Raw genomic sequence first — 21532 nt, 5'->3', positions numbered from 1 at the left:
TTGTTGTATGGAGGGGATAGTAACTTGCATCCGTTGGTTGATTTAATTCGGTCCGATCCGGATTTTCAGTCGATCCTGAAAGGGTTTGAAGGAACCTTGTCAGAACAGTGGGCGGCGGGAATCAGCGGTTCCGCGCGACATTTGTATATTGCCGCGTTGCGCGCCTGTTTGTTGCAGCCTTTGCTGATTGTCACGCACAATCTGCAGCAGGCCCAACAAGTCTATGAAGATTTGTCGGAACTGCTTGGCAGCGAGGAAGTTCATCTGTTTCCCGACCGCGAATTGTCCTATCTTGATATTCTGGCCTACTCTCCTGAACAGGCGGCCGCAAGGCTGGGCGTATTGGAGTCGCTTGCAAGAGGCAAAGCGTCCGTCGTGATCGCTCCGATTGCGGCTGTCCATCAGTCTTTGCCGGCTAAAGAAACTTTTGTTGGTGCTGCTATACATGTAAAGGTCGGCGATGAGATCCGCCTGGAAGAACTGATTGAACGACTGCTGTATTTGGGCTATGAGCGGGTGGAGATGGTTGAATCGAAAGGCGAGTTCTCGGTTCGCGGAGGCATCCTCGACATTTTTCCGCTGACGATGGACATGGGCGTGCGGATCGAATTTTTTGATATTGAAGTGGATTCGATCCGTCTGTTTGATCCGACCACGCAACGCTCCACCGAAAAATTGGACAGTGTGTCACTCTGGCCAATTCGCGAAATTCTCGTGCGGCCGGAACAGCTGCAGGCGTTGGCCGATGAACTGCAGCAGCGGCTGGAAGCGCACAAGAAAAAGATCCGCGACGCCTCGCTCGCGGAAAAATTGGATCAGCACATCAGCCGGGAAATCGAGCAAATGCGGGAGGGCATTCCGTTTTCCGGACTGATTCGCTATGCGCATCTCGTCGATCCGCAATCGGCCAATTTGCTCGATTACATGCCGTCAAACACGATTCTTGTATTGGATGAACCGACCCGCCTCCGGGAGTCGATTCAGATGCTCGAGAAGGAACAGGCGGAATGGGAGACGGCCGCGCTCGAACACGGCGAAATCCTGCCAGGCATCATCCCGGCTGTCGACCGCAGCAAGCTCTTTGTCGGCAAACGCTGGCGACGCCTCTTCTTGTCGCTGTTCCCGCGGAGCATTCCGGGTGTTCCGCTGCACCAACTGGTGAACATATCCGCCAAGGCGGGGCAGAACTTCCACGGGCAGATGCCCGTTTTAAAAGCGGAGCTGGAGCGCTGGCACCGGTCAAACGTGCGGGTTGTGTTTCTGGCCGCGAACGCGGAACGGGCGGAGCGTCTGCAACGGGTACTCGAGGACTACGGGATGCAGGCCGACCGGGTGAGCAGCCTTGCGGGGATAGGGAAGCGGCCGGTGATTTTGCAGGCCAATCTGGCGAACGGTTTTGAGCTGGTGTCGTTCAAGCTGGCCGTGATCACCGAGAACGAGGTATTTGCCGCCAAGCGCAAAGCGAAAAAAATGAAAGCGCTGTCCGATGCCCAGAAGTTGAAAAGCTACCAGGACCTGAAAGTGGGCGACTATGTGGTGCACGTCAACCACGGGATCGGACAGTACCTGGGGATCGAAACACTGGTCATTGACGGGAATCACAAAGACTACCTGCACATCAAATACAAGGGAAAGGACAAACTGTACGTCCCGGTCGAGCAGATCGACCTGATCCAAAAATATGTCGGGGCGGAAGAGAAGGAACCGAAGCTGTATTCGCTTGGCGGCAACGAATGGGCGCGGGTCAAGTCGAAAGTCCAGAATTCGGTGAAGGACATTGCCCAAGACTTGATCAAATTGTATGCCGCCCGGCAAGCGACGCCCGGCCATGCGTTTAGCCCGGACACCCATTGGCAGCGGGAATTTGAAGCGATGTTCCCGTATGACGAAACGCCCGATCAGCTGAAAGCGATCGAGGAAATCAAGAAAGATATGGAAAAGCCGCGGCCGATGGACCGGCTGCTGTGCGGAGATGTCGGCTACGGCAAAACGGAAGTGGCGATTCGCGCCGCGTTCAAAGCGGTGATGGACGGAAAGCAGGTGGCCGTGCTGGTGCCCACCACCATTTTGGCGCAGCAGCATTATGAAACGTTCAAGGAACGATGTGCCGGCTTTCCGGTGCGGGTGGAAGTGGTTTCCCGCTTTCGCACGCAAGCGCAGATGAAAGAGGTGACGAAGGGGCTGGCGGACGGAACGGTCGACATCGTGATCGGCACCCACCGCCTGTTGAACAAGAGCATCAAGTTCAAGGATCTCGGTCTTTTGATTATCGACGAGGAGCAGCGGTTCGGAGTCACCCACAAGGAAAAAATTAAACAGTTGAAAAATCATATTGATTGCCTTACGCTTACAGCAACCCCCATTCCCAGAACGCTGCACATGTCGATGCTGGGCATCCGCGATTTGTCGGTGATCGAGACGCCGCCGGAAAACCGCTTTCCCGTTCAGACGTACGTGGTGGAGTACAGCGACATCCTGGTGCGGGAAGCGATTGAGCGGGAGATGGGACGCGGCGGACAAGTTTATTTTCTCTATAACAAAGTGAAAGATATCGACAGCATGGCGGAACGTATCCGGGCGCTGGTGCCTGACGCGAAAGTGCTCGTCGGACACGGCCAGATGGGAGAGGAAGAGCTGGAACGGGTGATGCTCGATTTTCTCGAAGGGCGGGCCGATGTGCTTGTATCGACGACGATCATTGAGACGGGCATCGACATCCCGAACGTCAACACGCTGATCGTCTACGATGCGGATCATCTGGGACTCTCCCAGTTGTATCAGCTCCGCGGGCGGGTCGGCCGTTCCAACCGGATCGCTTATGCCTATTTTACCTACCAGCGGGACAAGGTCCTGACCGAAGTGGCGGAGAAGCGGCTGCAGGCGATCAAGGAGTTTACGGAACTTGGTTCCGGTTTCAAGATCGCGATGCGGGACTTGGCGATCCGCGGAGCAGGCAACCTGCTCGGGGCGGAACAGCACGGCTTTATTGCGTCGGTCGGATTCGATCTGTATTCCAACATGTTGGCGGAAGCGATTCAGGAGTTGAAGGGCGAGAAGAAGGAAACGCCGCCGGAACCGCAGGTCGAGCTGGCTGCGGACGCGTACATTCCGAGCGAGTATATCGCGGACACGATGCAAAAGATCGAGATTTACAAAAAATTTGTGGCGGCCCGTACTCTCTCTGACATCCAGGACCTGGAGGAGGAGATTGAGGACCGGTTCGGCGATATTCCGCAGCCGGTGCGCAATCTGCTGACCGTCACGCGGATCAAGGCGTATGCGATCCAGTATGATTTTACGTCGCTCGTGCAGGAAGGCCATGATATCGTGATGAAATTGTCGGAACGGCAAAACGCGCGGATTCACGGCGAAAAACTGTTTGCGCTCACCCAGCAGTTTCCGGATCGTTTGAAGCTGATGGCGGGGACGCACATTACCATCACTTTGCGCGCCAAAGGGCTGAAAGGACCCGAGATGCTGGAAATGGTGGAAAAATTTCTGGTCGCCTACAAAGGAGTCCTAAAAAATCAGGAGGAATTGCAGAATGTCTAAAACCAACCGATGGAAAACAATTGCGGCAGCGTTCACCTTATGTGCCGCGTTGACCGGATGTTCCGGCAACACGGCCGACACGTCGGGTCCGGTGGTCGCCACCTACAACGGCGGTGAGGTGTATCAGGGCGAATTTCAAAAGCAGTACAACATCCGGCATGAGCTGATGGCTGAATTGGATCAGGCGAAAGGGCAGAGCAAGCAGGATTTTCTCGAAGAGTATGTGCTGTACCAAAAGGTGATGGTGGCGAAGGCGAAGGAAGCGGACGTCAAGGTGGACCCGAACCAGGTGAATGCCATGCTGCAGCAGTATAAGGACATGCTGACGCAATTTGCGTACGGCGGCGACCAAAAAAAGCTGAACGACCAGATGAAGAAACTCGGCATCCAGGACCAGGATATCAAGGCGCTGGTGGAGAATTCCCTGTATGCGCAACAGTTCCAGCTAACGAAACTGATGCCTGACGACAAGCTGAAAAAATTCTATGAGGAAAACAAATCGGCTTTTCGCAGCGCAACCGTCTATCATATCCTGACGAAAACCAAAGAAGACGCGGTGAAAGCGAAGCAGCGCGTGTTAAACGGCGAAGACTTCGCAAAGGTGGCGAAGGAAGTGTCGATTGACCCGACTGCGAAAGAAAACGGCGGCAAAATGGAAGGGCTGCTCAGCCAATATGTCGATCCGTTCCGGGAAGCAGCGGCGAGCATCGAAGTCGGCAAACTGTCTGATCCGGTGCAGACCGAATACGGATTCCATATTCTGAAAGTGGAAAAACGTGGCGATCCGGAACCGTTTGACACGGTTAAAGAAGACCTGAAACAGATGTATTTCAAAAAGAATGAAAAAGCGCTGGAAACCGAATGGAACAGCTACATGGACGAGTTGAAGAAAAACGCCAACATCAAAATCACATTGCCGGCCGACTCGAGATAATGGAAACGGATGCTTGCAATCCCGGCGGGACGCTGCCATCGCGTTCTGCCGGGATTGTTATTTTTTGTTGCATATTCCATTGAATCGGGTAGATACTAATTCCACTTTCCCCTGAACATGCAGCTTACGGCGAGGCAGGAGACCATTATATTCCAATGTAATAAATCGGTCATTCGGACAAAATAATGGCAACAGAGTCCAATAAGCAAGCGATCATCCTCATCCCGCATACAGAACTTTACACCATGAAAGAGAGGTCGAACATCATCCATGAAAGCTACGGGTATCGTCCGCAGAATCGATGATTTGGGTCGCGTCGTGATCCCGAAGGAAATCCGCCGCACGCTTCGCATTCGCGAAGGAGATCCGCTGGAAATTTTTGTAGACCGTGACGGGGAAGTGATTCTGAAGAAATATTCGCCGATCGGTGAACTGGGGGATTTTGCCAAAGAATATGCTGATTCCCTCTATGAGAGCCTCGGCCACATCACCCTCATCACTGACCGGGACGTGGTGATCGCGGTGGCGGGTGCTTCCAAGAAGGAGTTTATGGATAAGCAGATCGGCGCCGATATCGAAAGAGTGATGGAAGAGCGCAAAACTTCGCTTGTATCCGCCCCGGCCGACATGTCGATCCTGAAAGAGCGCAGCGAACGGTTCACCTCCCGCGTGGTGGCACCGATTATCGCGCAAGGAGACCCGATCGGAACGGTCGTTCTCCTCTCCCGCGATGAGAACGTCAAAATGGGGGAACTGGAAAGCAAGCTGGCGGAAACGGCAGCCGGTTTCCTGGCCAAACAGATGGAGCAATAATCGATCCGTACTAAACTGTAAATGGGGTGGGGAATTTGCTATTCCCATCCCATTTTTATTATAACATCAGGCTTTCAGCTATTGTGTAATGAGGGGTACTAAGTGGGCTGAAAACAGCATTCGTCATCAATAGTCATACCGGATTGGGCGGTTTTGTGTGACGGTATAGTCGTCGTAGTAACTACGACCATCGATTGTATAGTAATATCGGAACCCAGCCGTCCGATTTAAGTCAATGGAAGCCATTGTGCCATAGGAAAATTCGGCTATCCCCGGCCAAAATTGGTTGTGTCAGCAAGATCGCCAACCGTGGCTTGCACCCACCAGGCACCCTGATCGTAGATCTTGCTGCTCTGATCTTCGATGGAAAGTGCATAGTAAACGTGTGGTTTGTCGATCAAAACCAACCCTCCCAAAAAGTTATTTGCCGACCAAAACAGTGGTGAGGTTCCGGGAGAATTCAACGAACCTCAGAGTGAAATACACAAAGCTCCAAGTGAAAATGATCAAACAAACGATTTTGATGATTCTTTCAAACTGTTCCACGTTATCCCTCCTCCCCGTCTCTATCCATTCGCTATTTGTATATGGAAATCCTTCAATTTTTAGAAGTTGTTTCATCTCAATTTTTAGGATTTGTAACATGGAAGGCTCGCCTTAAAAACATTTAAGCGAAACTGCGGCGGGAATTTTGCTATACGATGGAAGACCAATTGGTCATTTTTCGCTGGACATGCGGCATACAGTAGGGTAGGCAAGCTGGCACGTCCCTCGGGGCACGTGGTTTTGCTATAATGGCAGAGTGGGAGAGGGTGGAAACCATGTCGGAGCGGAACGTGTTTCTGCGGGGTGCCCTGATTTTGGCTGTAGCGGGCATTTTATCGAAGATTATGGGGTCGGTGTACACCATCTTTTTGCAAAATATGATCGGCGATCGCGGACTCGGGTTGTACCAGATGGCCTACCCGATCTACTCCACCTTGCTGATCCTCTCGACCGCCGGGTTCCCGGTGGCTGTGTCGAAGTTTGTGGCGGAACGAGTGGCGATCGGCGATTATCGGGGCGCGAAAAAAGTGTTTCGCATCGCTGCTGGTTTGTTGCTCGCCTCGGGCGCGGCCTGTTTCCTGCTGTTGTGGTGGGGGGCGGAGTGGTTCGCGCAGGTTGCCGGCGATCCGGATGCGATCTACGCGATCCGGGCGGTGGCGCCGGCGCTGCTTGTGGTGCCGGTGATGGCGGCGGTTCGCGGTTATTTTCAGGGGTGGCAAGTGATGGAGCCGACCGCTGTTTCGCAGGTGGTGGAGCAGTTTGCCCGCGTCGGGACGATCATCATCGCCTCCTGGCTGCTGCTGCGGTGGGGATACGGCGAAGAGTGGGCGGCCGCCGGGGCAGCGTTTGGCGCAGTGACAGGTGCATGCGTCTCGTTTGTGTTGCTGTGGGGATACATTTGGAAAAAGCGGCAGCTGTTCCGGCATGATGTTCGGATGCCGAACAAAGTGCCTTCCGAGCGTAACCGGACGGTCGTGAAAAAATTGTTTTACTACGCGATCCCGGTGTCGTTGGGGGCGATGGTGGTCCCGCTCATGAACAACGTGGATGTGATTACCGTCGTCAATCTGCTGAAGCAGGCCGGGTACAGCCAGGACCAGGCGACCGAACTGTTCGGCCTGCTGTCCGGCCGCGCGTTCAAGTTAATGATGCTGCCGACAACGATCGCGACGGCGATCGGTGCTGCACTGATGCCGGCCATCGCGTCAGCGCTGGCCGTTCGGGACATGCGTGCCGCCCGCAACCGGATGGAACTGGCGATGCGGATGACGGTTCTGATCGCGCTGCCTGCCTCGATTGGCCTGCTCTTGCTGGCCGGGCCGATTGATATTATGTTATTTAAAGATGCGGAAGGCGTTTCGGCGATTCGGGCGATCTCGTTCGCCACTTTGTTTTCATCGGTGCAATTGACCACCTCTGCCATTTTGCAGGGGATGGGGTTCGTTTATATGCCGGTGCGCAACCTGCTGATTGGCGGAGTTTGCAAATTCACATTCAATTTGCTGCTGGTGCCGCTGTGGGGGATTGAGGGAGCCGCCGTTTCGACTATGGTGTCGTTTTTCGTCGCGGCGGTGCTGAATTTGTGGGATGTCTACCGGCACAGTGGTGTTCCGTTCGATACTTCACTGCTGTTTTGGCGACCGCTGGCCGCTTCGTTTCTGCTGGGCGTGGCCGTGTACGTTGCGCTGCGGGAGGGCCTGCCCCACTTCTTGCACAGTGCTCTGTCGGAGCGTCTGGCGTTCGCCTGCTTTACACTGACCGCGATCTGCATCGCCGCTTTCGTATACGGATTGGCGCTGTTGGCGTCGGGCAGTTTAACAAGGGAAGATATCCATTCGCTGCCGCGAATCGGGCCGCAACTGGCATCCATCTTGGCAAAAATCGGACTTGTTCGTTAGGAGTGTGGAATCATGGCAACGGTTCATATCGTCGGACTCGGTCCCGGTTCCTGGGCGGGACTGCCGCTCGGGACATATCAGATTTTGCAGGAAGGCAAGCCCATTTTTCTGCGCACAGAGCGCCATCCGGTCGTGCAGGAACTGAAGCGCAGAGGCATTCCGTTTCAACCGCTCGACGAGTTGTATGAGCGGGCGGAGGATTTTGAGTCTTTGTATCGGGAAATCGTCGAGTTCTTGTTGCGGGAAGCCAAACAGCGCGGGGAGATCGTCTATGCGGTTCCCGGCCACCCCGGCGTGGCGGAACGAACTGTGCAAATCGCGCTGGAAAAAGGGCCTGCCGCCGGTGTGCAAATCAAACTGGGACCGGGCCACTCGTTTCTGGACGAGCTGCTGCTGCGGGTCGGTGTGGATCCGACCGATGGGCTACTGATTCTCGACGGTACCGGCTTGCATGTGCAGCATTTGAATCCTGCCATTCATACGGTGCTCGTGCAGGTGTACAATCAGGACGTGGCGGCCGATGTCAAGCTCAGCCTGATGGAAATCTACCCGGACGACTATCCAGTCACTGTGGCGCGAGCAGTCGGAGTCGACGGGGAAGAGCGAATCGAGCGGGTGCCGCTTTATGAGTTGGACAGGCTCGATTGGGTGGATCATTTAACCACTCTCTACATAGCTGGAACGGACAAGCCGCCCGCTGCCCATCGCCAATTTTCCAAGCTGCTGGAAATCGTGGGAATCCTGCGCTCTCCCGGCGGCTGTCCCTGGGACCGGGAGCAAACTCATCAATCGATCCGCGAACATGTGATCGAGGAAGCGTACGAAGTGGCGGAAGCGATCGACCGGGACGATCCGGACGCATTGTGCGAAGAATTGGGAGATCTGCTGCTGCAGGTGGCGCTGCACGCGCAAATCGCGGCGGAAGAAGGCACGTTTACCGTCTACGACACGATTCAGGCGATCAACGAGAAACTGATCCGCCGGCACCCGCACGTGTTCGGCGACAAGCATGCGGCAGACGCGGATGCGGCACTGACGAACTGGGAAGCGATCAAGCTGCGGGAAAAACAGGACAAAGGCTTGCCGCAGCAGAATTCGATTCTCGATGCAGTGCCGGGCGGTCAGCCGGCCATGATGGTGTCATACAAGCTGCAGAAAAAAGCGGCTGCTGTCGGCTTTGAATGGCCGAATATCGGAGGGGTTTTCGAGAAGCTGAAGGAAGAGGTGGAGGAACTGCGCGTTTCCGAAGACAAGGCGGAAGAACTCGGCGACGTGCTGTTTGTACTGGTCAATTTGGCCCGCTATCTGAAGGTGGATCCGGAAGCAGCGCTGGCCAAGGCGAATTTGAAATTCCGCCGGAGATTCGGCTATATCGAACAAAAGCTTGCAGAACAGGGCAAAACGTTTGCCGACAGCAACCTGGACGAGATGGACGCCGGGTGGAACGAAGCGAAAGGACTCGAAAAACGGTAGGGCTTTGGGATTTGGAAATATTTCGCGCGAATTTGCAGGATTTTCGGATCGCCCCGCGAATATGCAGGATAGGTTCAGCTGAAACCCCAACAAATCCGTTGCTTGGAAAGGAGATTTCCGAATGAACAAGATCGAACTGATTGCCACTGTTGCGACAAAAACCGGCTTGAAAAAGAAGGATGCGGAGGCAGCAGTTAACGCATTGCTGGACGCGATCGGAGAAGCGTTGAAGCAAGGCGACAAAGTGCAATTGATCGGCTTTGGCACGTTTGAAACCCGCAAGCGGGCTGCCCGCAGCGGCCGCAACCCGCAAACCGGCGCGGTCATCACGATCCCTGCCACCCGCGTGCCGGCATTCAAGCCCGGTGCGAAGCTGAAGGAAATGACCAAGTAAGCAACATGCGACTGGACAAGTTTCTCAAAGTGTCGCGCTTGATCAAGCGCCGGACTTTGGCGAAAGAAGTCTGCGAGCAGGGGCGCATCCGGATTAACGGGCGCCCCTCTAAAGCGTCTTCGGAGGTCAAAGCGGGGGATGTGCTGACGATTACGTTTGGCACGAAGATCGTCGAAGTAAAAGTCAACACGGTTGCGGAACACGCGTCGAAAGAACAGGCGGCCGATCTGTATACTGTCGTGTCGGAAAAGCGGATCGAGGGAGATCCGAAATAAGACGATGCGGACGACCAGGAATAGGTCGTCCATTTTTTGTTCTTTCTTGTCCTATGCCTGCATAGAGTGTAGCGAAGACGTGCGGATGGAAGGTCCGCCAAAGCGTTGATTTTTGCCACCGGAGGGATCTCGATGGAAGAAAGGACGCGTATGCATAAACAGTTCGAGCGGCACGAGGTGACGCTTTTCAACCGGCAGGCGGTGCAGGTGACCGGGGTTTTGAACGTGGAAAGTTTCGACGCGCACGAATTTGTGCTGCAAACGGGATACGGACTGCTGGTGATCCGCGGCGACAACCTGCATATCAAAACGCTCAACCTGGAAAACGGCATTGTGTCGATCGAGGGGATGGTGTTTGATCTCGGCTACTTTGACGAAAAGGTGCCGGCGACGGAGAAGGCGAAAGGGTTCTTCGGCAAACTGTTCAAATAGACACGGTCCTGCGGTCGCAAAGAAAGGGGCTTAGACGCTGTGACACTCGAAGCGCAATACATGACCCTGCTGGTCATGAGCATCAACGGTGCGGTTCTAGGGGCCGTCCACGACATGTACCGGGTGGTTCTGCGGCATTGGAGGTTTTTGCGCTGGGCAGGGCCCATTTTTGATTTCGCGTTTTGGATTGTGGCGATCTTTTTGGTGTTTTCGAGCCTGATGTGGGCCAACGACGGGGAATTGCGGATGTATGTATTCGTCGTGATGATGATCGGGTATGTGCTCTACCGGATTTTTCTGCAGCGGCTGGTCGTCGGCAGCACTGTCGGCATCATCTTGGCGATTCGTTATTTCTGCCTGACGATCTACCGCGGCTTCCTGGTGGTTGTGATCGGCCCGCTGGCATGGGCCTGGCGGCTGCTGCAGAGTTTGCTGCGGACGCTGGACCGCTTGCTGCAAATGCTGGAAAGGTTGATTTTGTGGCCGTTTCAGCCGCTCGGGAAAATGTTGCTGTGGTTGGGGGGGATTGCCTGGAAACTGGCGAAACGGCTGATCCGGCCGTTTGTGCCGTATCTGCAGCCTTATGTGAAACGCGCCGGGCGGCTGCTGCAACCGATTGCGTGGCTGATTCGCGCCTTTTTGGCGGGAGAAAAAGGAATTTGGGCGAGGTTGGCGAATTGGTTATTGAACAGGGATGGTGACAAACCGCCCAAACCTTGATCAGGTGATGCCGGTGAAAAAAGATCGTCATGCGAAACCGACCGCCGCGAAAATCGTATACGTCAATCCCGCTTTGGGACCGGTCGCTCGGCAGGCGGCGCCGGCCGAGCGCAAAAAACGGAAGCTGAATCTGCGGCTGCTGTTTTTGGCGTGTTTTTCGCTGTGGGCATTGTACACGTTTGCGTTCGTGATCTGGCCGAACCATCTTCGGCTGGAGCAGGAGCGGCAGCGGCTGGAACGGCAATTGTCCGATTTGCGTCAGCAGGAGCAGCAGCTGAACACCGAATACAAGAATTTGCAGGATGATTCTTATATCGCTCGGCTTGCCCGTAAATACTATAATATGATCAAGCAGGGGGAAATCGTCTACCGCCCCGGGGAATAGCGCGCTTGACACTTTTTCCGGCCGTCGCATATAATTTGAAATGGTAAATGGTTTTTCAAATCTAAGGGGGAACTTCTTTTTCATGTCGATCGAATTGGGTAGCAAACTGGAAGGCAAAGTTACGGGTATTACTCATTTTGGGGCGTTTGTGCTGCTACCCGGAGGTGTCACCGGATTGGTGCACATTTCGGAGATCGCTGATTCGTATGTAAGAGACATCAACGAACACCTTAAGGTGAATGATACCGTCGTAGTCAAAGTTTTGAACGTGGATAAGGACGGCAAGATCGGACTCTCCATCCGGCAAGCGATCGATAAACCGGCCGACCAGGCAGGCGCTCCGCGTCGCTATGAACGGGATCGCGGACCGCGCGAGCGCGGATCGCGCCCTGCGCAGAAATCGTTCGAAGACAAGCTGTCCAAATTTTTGAAAGAAAGTGAAGACCGGCTGATGGCGCTCAAGCGCAGCGAAAGCAAACGCGGCGGGCGCGGCGGCCGCAGGGGATAAAGCAAACACATGGTAAATCCGGCATTCCGCTTGCGGAATGCTTTTCTGATTTTTATGCATGAATTGCCGCCTGCAAGCCAAACTAGAAGCAGAACCCGGCTGAACGAGTGTGCGTAAAGGAGAGCGGATATTCTGATCGGGAGGGCGGCGAGGATGGATCCACTGATTTGGTCCTACATCGGAATTGCCATCACAGTGATTGCGCTGCTGGTGGTTCCGCTGTGGTGGATGATCGCCAATTACAGGCGGAGAGACAAAGCGGAATGAAAACGGAAAACCCCGCAACCGGCACGATCCTGCACGCGCCATGCGGGGTTTCTTTTTACGCCGCCCCGGGAGGAACCTTGGAGGCAACGATGCCTGCTGCAACGAACACGACAAACGTCACAAACATGAGTCCGGCCAAAAAGAAACGGCGTTCGCGAGCCAGCGAAAGCATCGGCGGCACCGCCAGCAGACCGAAAATGATCATGACAACGGCGGTCAAAAAGGGATGTAATGGCATCTGACGTTCACCTCAATTACAGGATTTCCACAACAACCAGAGTCGATTCCATTATAGACCTGAAGCGGCACCCTGTCAAAAGAGGTTCTGCTTTCCACTATGGGCAAACTCACGGCTGCTCTTTACGTCGCTTTGTGGGACGCGTTGCCGTGCAGGTTTCTCCTGTATTTGTAAAACACGCGGTTTAACATCACAACCGAATGTTTGTCCCGTTCGCGGAAGGCTCGCTGCAGTTGGTTTCGCAGCCAACTCGGCATGTCATTCCCCTCCTGATCACTAGGCTGGTGCTCTAGTATACGCATTACCCGGGGGAAATGTGCCCGAATTGGCCGCCTGGCCAAACGTCGGTCAGTCGCAGTAGCCTTTTTGTTTCAATTTTGCGATGTGTGCTTCCAACACTTTGTCGATATTGACTCCGTATTTTTCCTCCAGCACATACATCATGGTGATGCAGGTTTGCGCCGTATCGGCCAGCTCGCTGGCGATCCGCTCCATCACTTGGTCGTTCACTTCGTTGCTTTCTCCCGATAGGTTGCGCAGCTTGCCGATCGCCTGCGCCAGCTCCCCTGCTTCTTCCAACAGTTTGAGCGCGGTCGATTCGAGGGTGGGAGTCAGCCTGTTCAAACGGGGAAGCGTGATCGTTTTCATAGATGATGTCATCGCACCGTTCCTCCTGATATCGGCTGCCGCCAACCGATTTTTTCTTCAAGCGCGATCCAGTCTTCCGCCTGTTTGCCCGCGAATGGCACCACAAGCAAGCCGGCCCGCTCCAGAATGCGGACGGAAATCGGACTGCGGCGGTAGTCGTTTTTGAAAATCACGGCCGAAATCCCGTAATCGACCAGTTCTTTCGCGCAATCCGGGCAGGGAAAATGGGTGACAAAGGCGATGCCTCCCCGCGCTTTTTCCGCAGCCCGGCGGAGAGCGTTCCGCTCGGCGTGCAATGTGGCGCGGCAATGTCCATATTCGTCAAACTCGCATCCGACATCTTCGCAATGCGGGTGTCCCGGCAGCGAACCGTTGTAGCCCAGTCCGTGGATCACCCCATCCCGGCCCACCACCACACAACCGACGTGCACCCGGCAGGTGGACGCGCGGGCCAACTCTTCCGCAATGTTCATATAGATTGAATATTTGATCGGCCGCATCCTGCTCGCTCCTCGTGTTTCCACTATCCCTAACTTACCGGTCTATTATTTACTACGATACCGATTTTCAGTTTTTCTGTCGACTGGCAAAAAAGGTTTCGACACAGACGGCCCCGATTCAGCAATCGGCGAAAAGCTGGCGGTAAGCGGCGTATTCCGGGATGACAGCGGGATACCGCTCAGATTTCGAACAGACGCTACCGCTTTCGGCGTTCCCTGTTGCGTGCCGCAACCGCTCCAGAGACCATTCAGCTTTGGCGAAAACGGGATTTCTGTCGGAAAAATGAGACGGATTGCAGCGCATTCCGACAAACTTTGTGGACATCCCCTGCTATAATGTGGCTACTGAATTTTGGAACGGGAGGAACCGACGATGTGGAAAAGGATTTGGCAGGCGGCAGTTGAGACGGCGGCGACCGGGCAGGGGGACAACGGAGCGGTGGTGCAGGGGCGGGCAGGCGTTCGCGGATGGTGGACAAGCTTGAAAAAAATGCGGGAGAGGAACCTGTTGGCCACCCCGGGCTTCTTCCTAGTGATCATGGCGTTTTTTCTCGGGCGGGCGGAGATTCTGGGCGAGATTTCGCCGTTTGCATTGGCGCTGTACGCGGTGATGCTGCGGTTAAAAAAAGGGGCGGCCGGCAAAGTGATGATCGCGTTGCTGGCGGGCACCGCCACCGTCCACAGCATCGCGAATGTGCTGCTGTTGGCGGGCGCGTTGGTGCTTTACAGAGGGGTGTACAGCATCCTGACGAGAAAGAAAGCGTTGAGTCTGAACGCAGTTCCGTTTGTTGTGTTTCTTGTCGATGCCGGGGCGAAGCTCGGTTCTGCCATGGCGCTAGGGGATCTTTCCCGCTATGCGCTGATGATGGGGTTGATCGAAGGATTTCTGGCGATGGTGTTGACTCTGATTTTCATTCAATCGCTGCCGATCTTTACGTTTCAACGGGGCGTCAAGGAACTGCGGCATGAAGAGATATTTTGCCTGATCATCCTGATGGCGTCTGTGCTGACCGGTCTTTCCGGGATTCATGCAGGACCTCTTGCATTCGAAAATATATTCAGCCGCTACCTGATCATGCTGTTCGCGTTTATCGGCGGGGCCGGTGTCGGAGCAAGCGTGGGGGTGGTGACCGGCATCATTTTGGCGATGGCCAATTTGGCCGCCGTGGCGCAGATCGGCATGCTCGCTTTTTCCGGTTTGCTCGGCGGCATCCTGAAAGATGCGGGCAGGATCGGGATGGGGATCGGATTCGTGCTCGGCACGGCGATTTTGTCCGTTTATGTGCAGGATCTGCCGCAGGTGTTGACTGCGGTGGGCGAGACGTTGGCCGCGTTCCTGATGCTGTTGCTGACCCCCAAAGCGTTCATCGACCAGGTGTCGCGCTATGTTCCGGGTACCCACCAACACTATCTTTCGCAGCAGGATTACGCACGCCGGGTGCGGGAACTGATGGCCGGTCGGATTCGCGAAGTTTCGAACGTATTTCAGGAGTTGGCCCGCTCCTTTTCGCAGCTTACGGCGATCGGACACCAGGATCAGGAAGAGGCGTTGTACACCGCATTGGATGTGGTCGCCAATCGGGTTTGCGCCTCCTGTTACAAACGGGAACAGTGCTGGGACATGGATTTTTACCCCACCTACCACGCGCTGCGGGAAACGGTCGAAATGATCGATTCGACCGTCGTGGTGACAAAGGAAACGATGCCGGCGGAACTGCGGAAACGGTGTGTCCGGACGGAACAGGTACTGCCGGTGTTGTACCAAGCGACCGATTCGATCAAACGGGATATGATGTGGCAGGCGAGGCTGCAGGAGAGCCGCGATCTGGTGGCTGCCCAATTGCACGGCGTATCCGGCATCATGCGGGGATTGACAGAGGAATTGCAAAAGGAAAACCACGCGTCGGCCGACCATGAGGAACATATTGTCGCGTCTTTGGAACAGTTGGGGCTGTCGATCCGCTCGGTCGACATCATCAGCCTCGACGAAGGCAAGGTGGAAATCGAGGTGACGCAGACGCTGGCAAGCGACATGAACGAATGCGAGAAACTAATCGCGCCGCTGTTATCTGAAATCGTCGGCGAGAATATCACCGTCGCGGAAAAGCGGACGAACGGAGAGGGCTGCCTGACCGCAGTGTTCCGATCCGCCAAAGTCTATCATGTGGAAACGGCGGTGACGTCGGCGGCCAAGGACGGCAAAATCCTGAGTGGCGATTCGTATACGACGCTGGATGTCGGCAACGGAAAATTTGCCGTCGCCGTATCCGACGGCATGGGCAACGGAGAACGGGCGATGCAGGAATCGAGCGCCGCCATCCGGCTGCTGCAGCAGCTGCTGAAAGCCGGTTTTGACGAACAGTTGGCCATCAAAACGGTCAACTCGGTACTGCTGCTGCGATCGCGGGACGAGATTTTTACCACGCTCGATCTGGCGCTGATCGATCAGTTCACCGCCCAAACCGAATTCCTGAAAATCGGCTCTGTCCCCTCGTTTATCAAACGGGGCCGGGAAGTCATTTCGATCCGCGGCGAGAACGTGCCGATCGGCATTTTACAGGACATCGACATCCAGACGGTGGTGGCCGATTTGCAGGAGGGGGATCTGTTGATTTTGATGTCGGATGGGATTTACGACGCTCCGAAACATGTGTTTGACAAGGATGACTGGTTCAAGAAGCAGATTGAACGGTTCGATTCGACCGACCCGCAAGTGATCGCCGATCTGCTGGTGGAACTGGCGGTCCGCGTCAACCACGGCAAGATCGTCGACGATATGACCGCGTTGGTGGCGAAAATCGAAAAATACCACCCCGAATGGGCGACAATCAAGCTGCCCGGCATGAAACGGATCAAGCGCAAGCCAACCGCGCCCGTCAAACCGGTTCCGGTTCAGGCGGGTGTGGATGAGCATGGGGTGTAGGGGCGCACACCAAAGTATTCGGAATTTGCTGCGAAGGCTACCTTCACTTTGGTGGGAGAGTTTGAGAGTCTATCTCCTCGGACATACTAGAAAAAGAAGTTGTTGCGAGGAGAGTGGAACTGATGTGGGAACAAGTGACAGTCAAGCAAATTTTGCTGATCACCGACGGTTGTTCCAATATCGGCTGCAACCCGGTGCACGCGGCTGAAACGGCCCGGCGGCACGGGATTGCGGTGAATGTGATCGGAATCGTCGACGGCGGGTCGCTGGGCGCCGACGGACAGCGGGAAGTGCAGGAAATCGCCAACGCAGGAGGCGGCATCAGCCGGATCGTGGAAGTGAAGCAACTGGCCCGGACGATGCATATGATGACCCGTTATACGATGCAACTCACGATTCAACAGGTGGTGAACCAGGAGCTGCGGTCGATCGTCGGTACGGAAATGACCGACTTGCCGCCCGAAAAACGGATGGACGTCGCCCATCTGATCGATCAGGCAGGCGAGGAAGCGGAACTTCGCTTGGTGTTGCTGGTCGATGTGTCGGCGAGCATGCAGGGCAAACTGCCGCAGGTACGGGAAGCGATTCGCGATTTGGAAATCGGCCTGGATGCCCGCAAGGGAAAACATCAGATCGCGGTGATGACCTACCCGGCGGCGGGTGCTGTGGCGAAAGTGGTGTCGCAATTTTGCGAAAACCCTGGACTGGCGGCTTTGAGCAGCGGGCTGTCGGCCGCCGGCGGTACACCGACGGGGCCCGCATTGGAACAAGCAATCGAGTTGTTGCTTGCGGGAAAGGAGATCGCCGATGGCAGCGCCCGCAGCTACGTTGTTTAAGATAAAAGGGCGCTGGAACGGCCGTTCTTACAAAATGGTGCGGCCGCTCGGTTCCGGCGCCAACGGACAGGTCTATTTGGTGCAGGAAAATGGGCGGAAGTACGCGTTGAAGCTGTCAACCGACGCAACCGGCATCGCGCTTGAATACAGGTTGCTGAAACAACTGCAGACCCAATTGCAATATACTGCGTCCCGTTCGGTCCAAGGCCTTCGCCTCGGACCTTTTGTTTCCGATCTGGACGATTGCGTGACAGACAGTGGCCAACCGGTTTTCTTTTATGCGATGGAATATATCCCGGGCATCCCAGCCAGCGTCTACGTCCGGGAAAAAGGACCGAGCGCCGTGTGCGGCATTCTGCTGCAATTGCTTGCTTTCCTGCAACAACTGCACGATATGGGGTATGCGTTCGGCGATCTGAAAGCGGAGAACGTGTTGGTCAATCCGATCACCGGGGAGGTGCGGCTGGTCGATTTTGGCGGGGTCAGCCGCTTCGGGGAGGCGATCCGGCAATACACCGAATGGTATGACCGTGCCAGTTGGAACGTCGGTTCCCGGCGGGCGGACCGCCAGTATGACCTGTTTGCGGCGGCCATGCTGATCGTGGATTTGCTGCAGCCGAACGGCAAAAACAAACTGGCTTCGGCAACGGGACAAAAGGATTGGGGAACGGTCCGCCGCTTGCTGTCCGGCCACCCGTTCGCCCGCTGTTGGCTGCCGGTAGTAGAAAAAGCGTGGCGCGGCGGCTTTCACAGCGCCGATGAGATGCGCCGGGCCGCAGTCCGGGTGAAAGCAGCGGAAACAGGCGGGGCTTGGCGGAAACGGGCAAGCCGATTTTACAAAAAAATCGACCGGGAGCTGGAGCGCGAATGGGATTGGTCGCATTGGGCGGCGATCGGCTCGGTGGTGCTTTGGATGTCCATGATTTTGCGTCTGTTTATGATAAAATAGCAATATGACAACACAAGACCAGATTCTGCAAACAGTTCGAATATGCCTGAAAGCGGGCGCGTTGATGCTGAAAAATGGGGCGGAAACGGCGCGGGTGGAAGAGACGATCGAACGGATCGGCGTGGCCAGCGGCGTCAAATCGGTTTACAGTTTTGTCACTCCGACCGGGATTTTTATCAGCGTTACGACCGATGCGGGGAATGAAACGCGGATGTACCGGATCGGGGAAGGGCTGCAGGTAGATTTGACGAAAGTCGCCAGGATCAACGAGCTGTCGCGCCGGCTGGAACGAGGTCAAATCACGCTGCAACAGGTCTGGGAGCAACTGCTGGAAATCGAAACGGCGCAGCCGGAATACCCGATGTGGCTGAGGCAGCTGTGTGCCGCTTTGTCGGGAGGCGGTTTCACCATCCTGTATGCCGGGGGCTGGGCCGATTTTCTGCCGGGAGCGATTTGCGCCTGGTTGGCCAACTACCTGATGGAGGTGTTCGACCGCCGAATGCCTCGTTTTTTGGCTGTCTTTTTCGCCGCTTTCTGCGGTACGCTGCTGGCCGGACTGTTGGTCAAATTCGGCTTCGGCGAACGCTTCTACCCGATCAGCTTGGGTACGCTGGTGCCGTTGCTGCCCGGTTTGGCCGTCACGAACTCGGTGCGCGACCTGATGGCAAACGATCTGTTGTCTGGCGTTGCCCGTTCGGCGGAGGCGTTTTTGACCGCTTTTGCGATCGCGATCGCCGTTGCCCTGGTGTTCGCGCTGCAGATGGGAGGGGTATTCCGGTGATTCGGCTGTTGATGGGATTCCTGGCGACGATCGCGTTTGCCGTCATCTATAATGTGCCCAAGCGGGCGTTGATTCCGGCCGGATTCGTCGGGACGGGGGCGCTTTTGATCCGGACGTCGGCGGAACGGTGGGAGATGAATCCGGTGGCGGGCGTATTTTTGGGCGCTTTTTTTGTGTCGATCGCCAGCGAGATCTTGGCACGCGTACAAAAATTGCCGGGCACTGTGTTCACCATCTCCGGCATTTTGATGTTGGTGCCGGGGACGAGCGCGCTGAATACGATGCGCGCTTTCGTGCAGCAAGATTATTTATCGGGAATTGCCAATGCCACCCAGACATTACTGATGGCGGGCGGCGTGGCGGCGGGACTGGTGCTGGCAGGAGCACTGGTACGCATGGACAGGAGGAAGCGGCGTGTTGCAAAAGGTCAAACGGACGATTGAGCAATACCGGCTTTTTGCAGACGGGGAGCGGATCCTGGTGGGGGTCTCCGGCGGGGCCGACTCGGTTGCCCTGCTCTTCGTGCTGCATGAACTGGCCAAAGCGACCGGCTGGGAGTTGCACGTGGCGCACGTCGAACACGGGCTGCGGGGAGAGGAATCGATCGCCGACGCCCGGTTCGTCGAAGAGTTGTGCCGCAGGCTGGATGTTGCGTTCCACCTCGGACAACCGAACGTGAAACAGTTTGCCAGGCAGCAAGGAGTTTCGACACAGGTGGCGGCGCGGGAACTGCGTTACCGATTTTTTCAGGAAACCGCGCGAAAAATCGGGGCCGGCAAACTGGCATTGGCTCACCATGCGGATGATCAGGCGGAAACGGTGCTGATGCGAATCTTGCGGGGAACGTCCGTTTCCGGACTGGCTGGAATTCCGCTGCGCCGGCAACTGGATGGGGTGGAGGTCGTTCGGCCGTTTTTGCACATAGGCAGAAAGGAAATCGAGGCGTATTGCGAAATGGCTCATATTCCCTTCCGAATGGACGCGTCGAATGCATCAACCGATTATTTGCGAAATAAGATACGACTACAGCTACTACCTTTACTCCAATCGGAATATAATGGGAATATCAAACAGGCTTTGCTGCAATTGGGGAGAATTGCCGCCGACGAGGACCGCTTCCTGCAGCAACAGGCGTCAGCCTTGCTGGACCGCGTAACGGCGGAAAAATCGGATGGCCGCGTAACCGTCCGAATCGCGGAGCTTTTGAACGCTGGGCTTGCTTTACAACGCCGCGCAATTACACTAATATTATATTATCTGTGCGGACATACCAGAGAGTGGGAAGCGAAACATATCGAGCAGATTTTGCGCTTGGCCGCTCGCTCGTCCCCTTCTGCCGGCATCGATTTGCCAGGCGGCATTCGGGCATGGAGGGAGTACGGTTTTTTACATATCGGAAAGCAGGTCGGATGGATCTGTCCGACAGATCGTGCGGAAGCAGAATTGGCAGTCCCCGAATGGCCGGCCGATTCGCCGGCTTGGCAGCAGCCGTTTGCGATCCCGGAACTCGATTTGTACGGAACGATCGAATTGCTGGAAGGATCGGTTGGGCCAGCCAACCGGTGGCAGGCGGTGTTTGATTATGAGGCGGTGCGCGGACAAAAATTTCTTATCCGTACCCGCCGCCACGGCGATTCCATGCGGCCACACGGCATGCCGGGCAGAAAAAAGATCAAAGACGTTCTGATGGAAGCGCGAATCCCAAAGCAGCAGCGGGATTGCTGGCCGATCTGGCTGCTGGCGGATGAAATCGTGTGGGTGACGGGAATTCGCCGCGCGCAGCTGGCGCTGGTGCGCCCCGAAACCAGACGAACGCTTCGCATTCGCGTCGATCGGTACGGTTCAGAGGTGACTTGAACAGTTCAGGAGGTACAAACCAGAATGCACGGTGATATCAAGGAAATCCTGTTCACCGAGGAACAGATTCAGACCCGGATTCGCGAACTGGGAGAGCGGATCGCCCGGGATTACGAGGACAAAAATCCGCTGGTCGTTTGTGTTCTGAAAGGCGCTGTGATGTTCATGGCCGATTTGGTGAAACGCATCGACGTTCCCGTGGAAATGGACTTTATGGCGATCTCCAGCTACGGCGCATCGACCAAGTCGTCAGGTGTCGTGCGAATCCTGAAAGACTTGGAAACGGGCGTTGAGGGCCGGCATGTGCTGATTGTAGAGGACATAGTCGATACAGGACTGACTCTGTCGTATCTGCGGGACTCCCTGCTTCGTCGCAACGCGGCATCCGTCAAGATCGTCGCTCTGTTTGACAAACCCGGCGGCCGCAAGATCGAAATTACACCGGACTATACAGGATTCGAAGTGCCGGATGAATTTATCGTCGGGTACGGTCTCGATTATGCGGAAAAATATCGGAATCTGCCGTACGTCGGGGTTTTGAAGCCGCAAGTATACAGTTGACAAAGTAGAAAGGTCGCTGCTATGTTTTCCGGGTTGTGACCG

Annotated in this window: 23 protein-coding genes; 18 read left to right on the top strand and 5 right to left on the bottom strand. The window is 55.6% G+C overall.

Annotation, left to right across the window (positions count from 1 at the left end):
• The first annotated feature begins 24 nt into the window (after positions 1 to 24).
• From mfd to spoVT, 3 genes are all read left to right on the top strand, one after another.
• Complete coding sequence (gene mfd / locus C230_RS0109335; RefSeq protein ID WP_018131771.1) at positions 25 to 3552, top strand: transcription-repair coupling factor; 3528 nt, start codon at positions 25 to 27, stop codon at positions 3550 to 3552.
• The gene (locus C230_RS0109330; RefSeq protein ID WP_018131770.1) at positions 3545 to 4486 is read left to right on the top strand and encodes a peptidylprolyl isomerase; all 942 of its coding nucleotides are present in this window, start codon (positions 3545 to 3547) and stop codon (positions 4484 to 4486) included. Before mfd ends, C230_RS0109330 begins: the two co-directional genes overlap by 8 nt.
• Before the next feature lie 270 nt (positions 4487 to 4756).
• Positions 4757 to 5299 carry a stage V sporulation protein T gene (gene spoVT, locus C230_RS0109325; protein ID WP_018131769.1) on the top strand — a complete coding sequence of 181 codons (543 nt, stop codon included), beginning with the start codon at positions 4757 to 4759 and terminating at the stop codon, positions 5297 to 5299.
• A 266-nt stretch (positions 5300 to 5565) separates the two neighbouring features.
• On the opposite strand, the gene C230_RS23600 is transcribed toward spoVT, so the two are convergent.
• Positions 5566 to 5700 carry a hypothetical protein gene (locus C230_RS23600; RefSeq protein ID WP_018131768.1) on the bottom strand — a complete coding sequence of 45 codons (135 nt, stop codon included), beginning with the start codon at positions 5698 to 5700 and terminating at the stop codon, positions 5566 to 5568.
• 420 nt (positions 5701 to 6120) lie between these two features.
• Between C230_RS23600 and C230_RS0109310 the strand changes: the two genes are divergently transcribed.
• The 8 genes from C230_RS0109310 (at position 6121) to C230_RS0109275 (ending at position 11930) form a co-directional block, all read left to right on the top strand.
• Positions 6121 to 7743: a putative polysaccharide biosynthesis protein gene (locus C230_RS0109310; RefSeq protein WP_018131766.1), complete on the top strand. Its 1623-nt coding sequence runs from the start codon at positions 6121 to 6123 to the stop codon at positions 7741 to 7743.
• Between the two features lie 12 nt (positions 7744 to 7755).
• A complete protein-coding gene (gene yabN / locus C230_RS0109305) occupies positions 7756 to 9216 on the top strand; it encodes a bifunctional methyltransferase/pyrophosphohydrolase YabN (protein WP_018131765.1) in 1461 nt (486 codons plus the stop codon).
• A 121-nt stretch (positions 9217 to 9337) separates the two neighbouring features.
• On the top strand, positions 9338 to 9610 hold the full coding sequence (locus C230_RS0109300) for an HU family DNA-binding protein (RefSeq protein WP_018131764.1): 273 nt from the start codon (positions 9338 to 9340) through the stop codon (positions 9608 to 9610).
• A gap of 5 nt (positions 9611 to 9615) precedes the next feature.
• Positions 9616 to 9885 (top strand): RNA-binding S4 domain-containing protein, encoded by a 270-nt coding sequence (locus C230_RS0109295; protein WP_018131763.1) that lies wholly within the window; start codon positions 9616 to 9618, stop codon positions 9883 to 9885.
• Positions 9886 to 10017: 132 nt separating this feature from the next.
• The gene (gene yabP / locus C230_RS0109290; protein ID WP_018131762.1) at positions 10018 to 10317 is read left to right on the top strand and encodes a sporulation protein YabP; all 300 of its coding nucleotides are present in this window, start codon (positions 10018 to 10020) and stop codon (positions 10315 to 10317) included.
• Positions 10318 to 10356: 39 nt separating this feature from the next.
• The gene (yabQ, locus tag C230_RS21360; protein ID WP_018131761.1) at positions 10357 to 11037 is read left to right on the top strand and encodes a spore cortex biosynthesis protein YabQ; all 681 of its coding nucleotides are present in this window, start codon (positions 10357 to 10359) and stop codon (positions 11035 to 11037) included.
• A 13-nt stretch (positions 11038 to 11050) separates the two neighbouring features.
• Positions 11051 to 11422, top strand: coding sequence for an FtsB family cell division protein (locus tag C230_RS20010; RefSeq protein ID WP_169332840.1), 372 nt, complete (start codon positions 11051 to 11053; stop codon positions 11420 to 11422).
• An 82-nt stretch (positions 11423 to 11504) separates the two neighbouring features.
• On the top strand, positions 11505 to 11930 hold the full coding sequence (locus C230_RS0109275; protein ID WP_018131759.1) for a S1 domain-containing RNA-binding protein: 426 nt from the start codon (positions 11505 to 11507) through the stop codon (positions 11928 to 11930).
• 322 nt (positions 11931 to 12252) lie between these two features.
• On the opposite strand, the gene C230_RS0109265 is transcribed toward C230_RS0109275, so the two are convergent.
• From C230_RS0109265 to C230_RS20005, 4 genes are all read right to left on the bottom strand, one after another.
• Positions 12253 to 12435, bottom strand: a complete 183-nt coding sequence (locus tag C230_RS0109265; RefSeq protein WP_018131757.1) for a hypothetical protein — start codon at positions 12433 to 12435, stop codon at positions 12253 to 12255.
• A 122-nt stretch (positions 12436 to 12557) separates the two neighbouring features.
• Entirely contained in the window at positions 12558 to 12692 is a 135-nt protein-coding gene (cmpA, locus tag C230_RS21980; protein ID WP_018131756.1) for a cortex morphogenetic protein CmpA, read from the bottom strand.
• Between the two features lie 91 nt (positions 12693 to 12783).
• A complete protein-coding gene (locus C230_RS0109255) occupies positions 12784 to 13095 on the bottom strand; it encodes a MazG-like family protein (protein WP_018131755.1) in 312 nt (103 codons plus the stop codon).
• Positions 13092 to 13583, bottom strand: a complete 492-nt coding sequence (locus C230_RS20005; protein ID WP_018131754.1) for a deoxycytidylate deaminase — start codon at positions 13581 to 13583, stop codon at positions 13092 to 13094. Before C230_RS20005 ends, C230_RS0109255 begins: the two co-directional genes overlap by 4 nt.
• A 373-nt stretch (positions 13584 to 13956) precedes the next feature.
• Between C230_RS20005 and spoIIE the strand changes: the two genes are divergently transcribed.
• From spoIIE to hpt, 7 genes are all read left to right on the top strand, one after another.
• On the top strand, positions 13957 to 16506 hold the full coding sequence (gene spoIIE / locus C230_RS20000; RefSeq protein ID WP_018131753.1) for a stage II sporulation protein E: 2550 nt from the start codon (positions 13957 to 13959) through the stop codon (positions 16504 to 16506).
• Between the two features lie 122 nt (positions 16507 to 16628).
• Positions 16629 to 17342 (top strand): vWA domain-containing protein, encoded by a 714-nt coding sequence (locus tag C230_RS19995; protein WP_018131752.1) that lies wholly within the window; start codon positions 16629 to 16631, stop codon positions 17340 to 17342.
• Entirely contained in the window at positions 17314 to 18291 is a 978-nt protein-coding gene (locus tag C230_RS19990; RefSeq protein WP_018131751.1) for a protein kinase domain-containing protein, read from the top strand. Before C230_RS19995 ends, C230_RS19990 begins: the two co-directional genes overlap by 29 nt.
• 4 nt (positions 18292 to 18295) lie before the next feature.
• Complete coding sequence (locus tag C230_RS0109230) at positions 18296 to 19072, top strand: threonine/serine exporter family protein (protein WP_026174234.1); 777 nt, start codon at positions 18296 to 18298, stop codon at positions 19070 to 19072.
• Entirely contained in the window at positions 19069 to 19515 is a 447-nt protein-coding gene (locus C230_RS0109225) for a threonine/serine exporter family protein (RefSeq protein WP_018131749.1), read from the top strand. Before C230_RS0109230 ends, C230_RS0109225 begins: the two co-directional genes overlap by 4 nt.
• Positions 19487 to 20929 carry a tRNA lysidine(34) synthetase TilS gene (gene tilS / locus C230_RS0109220; protein ID WP_018131748.1) on the top strand — a complete coding sequence of 481 codons (1443 nt, stop codon included), beginning with the start codon at positions 19487 to 19489 and terminating at the stop codon, positions 20927 to 20929. Before C230_RS0109225 ends, tilS begins: the two co-directional genes overlap by 29 nt.
• A 24-nt stretch (positions 20930 to 20953) precedes the next feature.
• Positions 20954 to 21490 (top strand): hypoxanthine phosphoribosyltransferase, encoded by a 537-nt coding sequence (gene hpt / locus C230_RS0109215; RefSeq protein WP_018131747.1) that lies wholly within the window; start codon positions 20954 to 20956, stop codon positions 21488 to 21490.
• Positions 21491 to 21532: the final 42 nt, after the last annotated feature.

The organism is Effusibacillus pohliae DSM 22757, from assembly GCF_000376225.1.
GTDB classification, from domain to species: domain Bacteria; phylum Bacillota; class Bacilli; order Tumebacillales; family Effusibacillaceae; genus Effusibacillus; species Effusibacillus pohliae.
Note: the sequence above shows the minus strand (reverse complement) of the source record. Positions and strands in the feature narration are given on the sequence as shown.